6 protein-coding genes are annotated in these 4,969 nt (G+C 34.9%); 3 read left to right on the top strand and 3 right to left on the bottom strand.

What is annotated here, in order from left to right; translation table 11 throughout:
• Positions 1-269: 269 nt before the first annotated feature.
• Positions 270-890, top strand: coding sequence for a superoxide dismutase (locus tag ACIPNH_RS00485; RefSeq protein WP_010082437.1), 621 nt, complete (start codon positions 270-272; stop codon positions 888-890).
• Positions 887-2,158, top strand: a complete 1,272-nt coding sequence (locus tag ACIPNH_RS00490) for a M16 family metallopeptidase (RefSeq protein ID WP_400770873.1) — start codon at positions 887-889, stop codon at positions 2,156-2,158. The genes ACIPNH_RS00485 and ACIPNH_RS00490 overlap by 4 nt, the downstream gene beginning before the upstream one ends.
• Positions 2,159-2,164: 6 nt before the next feature.
• On the opposite strand, the gene ACIPNH_RS00495 is transcribed toward ACIPNH_RS00490, so the two are convergent.
• The 3 genes from ACIPNH_RS00495 to nuoE form a co-directional block, all read right to left on the bottom strand.
• Entirely contained in the window at positions 2,165-2,482 is a 318-nt protein-coding gene (locus ACIPNH_RS00495; protein ID WP_010082444.1) for a WD_0736 family protein, read from the bottom strand.
• 191 nt (positions 2,483-2,673) lie between these two features.
• Positions 2,674-3,888, bottom strand: a complete 1,215-nt coding sequence (gene tgt, locus ACIPNH_RS00500) for a tRNA guanosine(34) transglycosylase Tgt (RefSeq protein WP_151807958.1) — start codon at positions 3,886-3,888, stop codon at positions 2,674-2,676.
• Complete coding sequence (gene nuoE, locus ACIPNH_RS00505; RefSeq protein ID WP_010962799.1) at positions 3,889-4,389, bottom strand: NADH-quinone oxidoreductase subunit NuoE; 501 nt, start codon at positions 4,387-4,389, stop codon at positions 3,889-3,891.
• A 224-nt stretch (positions 4,390-4,613) separates the two neighbouring features.
• On the opposite strand from nuoE, the gene ACIPNH_RS00510 reads away from it, so the two are divergent.
• Positions 4,614-4,934: a hypothetical protein gene (locus ACIPNH_RS00510; protein ID WP_400770876.1), complete on the top strand. Its 321-nt coding sequence runs from the start codon at positions 4,614-4,616 to the stop codon at positions 4,932-4,934.
• Positions 4,935-4,969 lie beyond the last annotated feature (35 nt).

A 4,969-nucleotide genomic window follows, 5' to 3' on the forward strand; every position in this document is an offset into this window, starting at 1 on the left:
CATGAGACGCCAGATACGTGAGTTTTTTTGTCATTTAATCTGTACAGAGAAGATAAATAAATAGCTTCAGCTTCATGATAAGGGGGTTGGCGAAGGGTGTCAAGTAACTTTTGCATTTAATCCATTTCTATGGCTTATATAATAATCGTTATTGTAGTATAATTTAGAATAAAGCAATAGATACCTAAATGTTTTAGCTATTAATTATATGTTGCACAAAAGCATATATTGCCCTACCATCCAAGTAGGTTAGAAATAAAGAGGTTTTTATGAGTTTTACTTTACCTGAATTACCATACGATAAAACAGCTTTGGAGCCTTATATATCTGCAAAAACCTTAGATTTTCATTATGATAAGCACCATAAAGGATATTTAAATAAACTCAACGAGCTAGTTGAAAATACAGATTATCAACATGTAAAAATTGAGGAATTAATAACAAAAGTGCATGGTAATAGCGGCAACTTGCCTATATTTAATAATGCAGCACAAGTTTGGAACCATACTTTTTATTGGAATTCAATGAAAAAAAATGGTGGTGGTAAGCCTAAAGATGGTAGTCTTCTAGCAAAAAAAATTCAAGACGATATCGGTGGCTTTGATAAATTTTATGAAGAATTTTCGAGTCATGGAGTAAGCCAGTTTGGCAGTGGATGGGTATGGTTAGTGCTCGAAAAAGGTAGGTTAGGAAAGCTCAAAATCACCAAGACTCCAAATGCAGATTTGCCAATAATTTATGGCCAAGTGCCACTACTCACTATGGATGTGTGGGAGCACGCCTATTATTTAGATTGTCAAAACCGTAGAATTGACTACATAAAAGTTTTCCTTGATCATTTGATTAATTGGGATTTTGCAGAAGAGAACTTAGAAGAATATATGAGATGAATATACCCCGGGTAACAAAATTAGATAATGGTCTGCGCATAATAACTGAGCAGGTGCGTGATATTGATTCCGTAGCTTTAAGCATACGAGTTGGTGTTGGCAGTAGAGCAGAAAGTGCAAAGCAAAATGGAATATCCCATTTTTTAGAACACATGGCTTTCAAAGGGACGAAGACAAGAACTGCCTTTGAAATTGCAAAAGCTTTTGATGACATAGGTGGAGTTTTCAACGCTAGCACCGGTAGGGAAAGCACCACCTATTATGCAAAAGTCCTCAAGAAAGACATAAAAACTGGTATTGATATATTAATAGATATATTGATGAATTCCACGTTTCCAGAAGATGAATTGGAACGTGAGAAGGGTGTTGTAATACAAGAGATTTTTCAAACTAATGATTCACCAAGTGACATGATTTTCGACAAATATTTTGAGGCAGCTTATAAAGACCAACCATTTGGTAGGTCAATCTTAGGCACGCAAAATACTGTAAAATCTTTTACTCGAGGAGATCTAGATAATTACATAAATGAGCATTACTTTGGTGAGAATATGCTATTTGCCGTTGCAGGAAATGTTGAACATGAAGAAGTTGTTGCATTAACCAAAGATTTTCTCTCAAAGATTCATTCTAAAAAGCTGAAAAAAAGCCAAAATGCGAGCTGTACTGGTGGTGAGTATTTAGAACATCGTAAATTAGATCAGGTACACTTGCTAATTGGTCTACCTAGTGTTTCTCGCCATGACGATAAATATCACACGTTTCAAGTGCTTGATTCTATATTAGGGAGCGGAATGTCATCACGTTTATTCCAGGAAGTAAGGGAAAAGCAGGGATTAGCTTACTCTGTTTATTCATTTAATTCCAGCTATACTAATACAGGAATGTTTTCCATTTTTGCTGGTACAGACAGTAGTAACTTAGATAAGCTTTTAAAATCTATAACGACAGAGTTGAAGAAGTTGTCTACAGATGATCTGAAGGAAGAAGAAGTAAATAGAGTGAAAGAGCGAGTAAAATCCCAAATTTTAATGTCACGCGAAAGTGTTAGCTCACGTGCTGAAACATTGGGACACTACTACGGTAACTATAATAGGTACATCAGTAAAAATGAATTAATAGAAAAAATTAGTGCAGTTACCACTGCTAACGTAAAAAAAGCAGCAGAAGAATTGTTATCTCAGCATGAAAAAACCACTCTAGCTGCAATTGGAGAAATTGAATCATTGCCAAGTTACGATAAAGTGGTTTCTATGCTTAAAGCTTAGTGTACTTTAATTATGTTGCTTAAGCTCACTAAAAAGTTCAATGAACGGTTGCAAAATCCTTTCTATAAAAAGTTTACTTTCTGGTTCATCGCGTATATTACTTATCAGTTTATTCAAAGTTTTCTCGCTGTTTCGTAAAAATAAATAGCTTTCTACTGCTTGCACACCAGACAAGACAGTCAAAATTCCTCCTATCACTAGACAAGCAGCTATAGCAGGTACGGTACCCACTGCAATTGCAGTTGCGATTAATGATAACCCAGCTAAGAATGTAACGGCTGAAACGCAAAACGCTATTTGATGTTTTTCTTTATTGTTAACCATAAATACCTCACAAAAACTATATTTTTAACATACCAGTGTTGTCATGTATTGTCAAGTTTTTAAAGAAGATTAAAAAATGCAACGCACATGTGCAAAAGACGCTAACTATGGATTAGCCAAGGAAGACAGAGTAGGAAGAGGAAGGCTTTTTCTGTTTTAGGGAATATAAAATAAGCGTAGAAAAATATGAACTAGGTGTATAATTCACAGTGTAGTGGTATCTCACTAATCCAATTATTTTTCTCCCGATCTAGCCTATCATCTAATATAGCCTGCCTTATTGATGCCATTAACTTATTCATAAAGAAAATATTATGAATGGTAACGAGCGTGTAAGCCAGGAGCTCTTTAGCTTTCAGTAAATGGTGTATATAAGCTCTTGAATGTTTTCTGCAGGTAAAGCATAAACAGTCACTTTCAATTGGGTTGTTGTCCAGCTCAAATCGTTGATTCCGCAAATTAATATGCTCTTTGCACTTTGAAGAAATAGAATTTCTGTTTTTTACTTTAACAAGTGCGCCACCATGCCTTGCTAAGCGGGTTGGATGCACGCAATCAAACGTGTCAATTCCAAGCTCTACTCCGCGAAAGATGTCCACAATTCCACCAATACCAAGCAAATGAGTAGGCCTGTCTTTTTTCAGGTGGTCCATAGTGAAAGAAACTACATCATGCATCTGCTCTTTACTTTGACCAAGTGATCCACCTATTGCTTGACCAAAAAATGGCAAATCGTTGATAAAATCACAACTTTCTCTACGTAAATCTTGATACACTCCGCCTTGACTAATTCCATACAGTGCCTGCTTGCCATTATTGTTTTTTTCAAATTCATTTAAAGAACGTTCAGCCCATCTGTGGCTCATGAGCATTGATTTTGCTGTGTATTCTTTGCTTACGTGAAATGGAGTGCATTCATCTAAAACTAGGATTAAATCTGCACCTAATTTCTGTTGAATTTGTACAGATTTTTCAGGAGTTAAGCAATAAATTTTACCATTAATGTAAGAACGAAAAATTGCCCCATCCTCATTAATTTTGATCAAAGTTTTTTGTTTTTTTCTTATTCCTTTTATCTCTTCCGAAACTGATCCGTGGCCTAAGCTAAATATCTGATATCCACCTGAGTCAGTTAGCATTGGCCCATTCCATCCTATCATCTTGCGCAAACCACCAAGTTTTGCAACAGTATTCTCTCCTGGTTGAAGCATTAGGTGATAGGTGTTGGAAAGTATGATTTGGGTACCAGCTTCACTTATTCTTTCAATATCTGCAGCTTTAATTGCAGCTTTTGTTGCGCAGAATATAAAAGCGGGGGTTTCTACGCTTCCATTTGGAGTTTTAATTGTTCCAACTCTTGCAGAACCTGATTGCTTGATTCTCTTGAATGAAAATTCTTCTTTCATCTATTTGCCTGAAAGTTCTGTTATGATGTTTTCTACTTTCTCAGGAGTAAGATTTTCATAGAAGTCATTATTGATCTGCACAACGGGAGCATTAACGCATGCACCTAGGCATTCAACTTCTTTTAAAGTGAACAAATTATCTTTAGTAGTCTCACCGATATTGATTCCAAGTTTTTTTTTAAAGGTATTTAAAACTTCTTCACTATTGCACAACCAGCAAGGAGTTGTTCTACAAATTTGTATTAGATATTTGCCTACTGGTTTTAAATTATACATGGTGTAAAAATTTGCCACTTCATATACACGAATATGTGGAATATGCAGCATATCAGCAACATAACGCATAGCAGATTCAGAAACCCATCCGCATTGCTCTTGAACCAGATATAGTAAAGGCATAACAGCACTACCTTCTCTACCTTTGGGATACATCTCTATAAACTTTCCCGCTTTCTTGAGGTTTTCTGATGTAAAACTAAACTGCTCTTCTTTTTCTATCATTCATGAGACTCGTGTAAACTTTAACAGATTATACCTGTAGAACCAATGATTGCAATTGTTGGTTTTTTGAGAAATAGCATAAAGCTTCTTAGCCCTCTTCAAGCTTATATTTACCTTTTAGTATAAAATATTATATTAATTTTTTAATTTTAGTTAAAATTTTCATTGACATTAACACACAGGAGTAATCATAATAGCATTTTATTAATATTTTAAATAAAATTATGTCTATATTAAGAAGATTGCTTGGGATCAACTCAAATACACCGGAAATTAAAGAAGCGATAGGTTTTAATCCAACAAACGTAGAATTAATTGAGGGGAATGGAGTTGCTTACGGACTCAGCTATCAAGATAATGGTAATGGGAGCAGTAAAGTAAAATTACTTATTAGTCCATTATATCAATCAAAAACATACGAATGTGGTACAAATATCAGCGTAGCAAATGAATTCAAAGATCAATTATCTCTCACATTAATAGAAGATTCAGCTGAAATAGATAAAGTTGGAGTTATAGCTCTTTTCATAGAAGTCCGGATGTGATAAGATAAGGATAGAAGATGATAAGGAGGTTGAGT

It is taken from the genome of Wolbachia endosymbiont of Drosophila barbarae (assembly GCF_044752445.1).
In the GTDB taxonomy this organism is placed as follows: domain Bacteria; phylum Pseudomonadota; class Alphaproteobacteria; order Rickettsiales; family Anaplasmataceae; genus Wolbachia; species Wolbachia pipientis.

Coding starts and splice junctions, on each gene's coding strand:
- ACIPNH_RS00510 (WP_400770876.1), top strand. CDS start 4,614: ATGTCTATATTAAGAAGATTGCTTGGGATCAACTCAAATACACCGGAA.
- tgt (WP_151807958.1), bottom strand. CDS start 3,888: ATGAAAGAAGAATTTTCATTCAAGAGAATCAAGCAATCAGGTTCTGCA.
- ACIPNH_RS00485 (WP_010082437.1), top strand. CDS start 270: ATGAGTTTTACTTTACCTGAATTACCATACGATAAAACAGCTTTGGAG.
- ACIPNH_RS00495 (WP_010082444.1), bottom strand. CDS start 2,482: ATGGTTAACAATAAAGAAAAACATCAAATAGCGTTTTGCGTTTCAGCC.
- nuoE (WP_010962799.1), bottom strand. CDS start 4,389: ATGATAGAAAAAGAAGAGCAGTTTAGTTTTACATCAGAAAACCTCAAG.
- ACIPNH_RS00490 (WP_400770873.1), top strand. CDS start 887: ATGAATATACCCCGGGTAACAAAATTAGATAATGGTCTGCGCATAATA.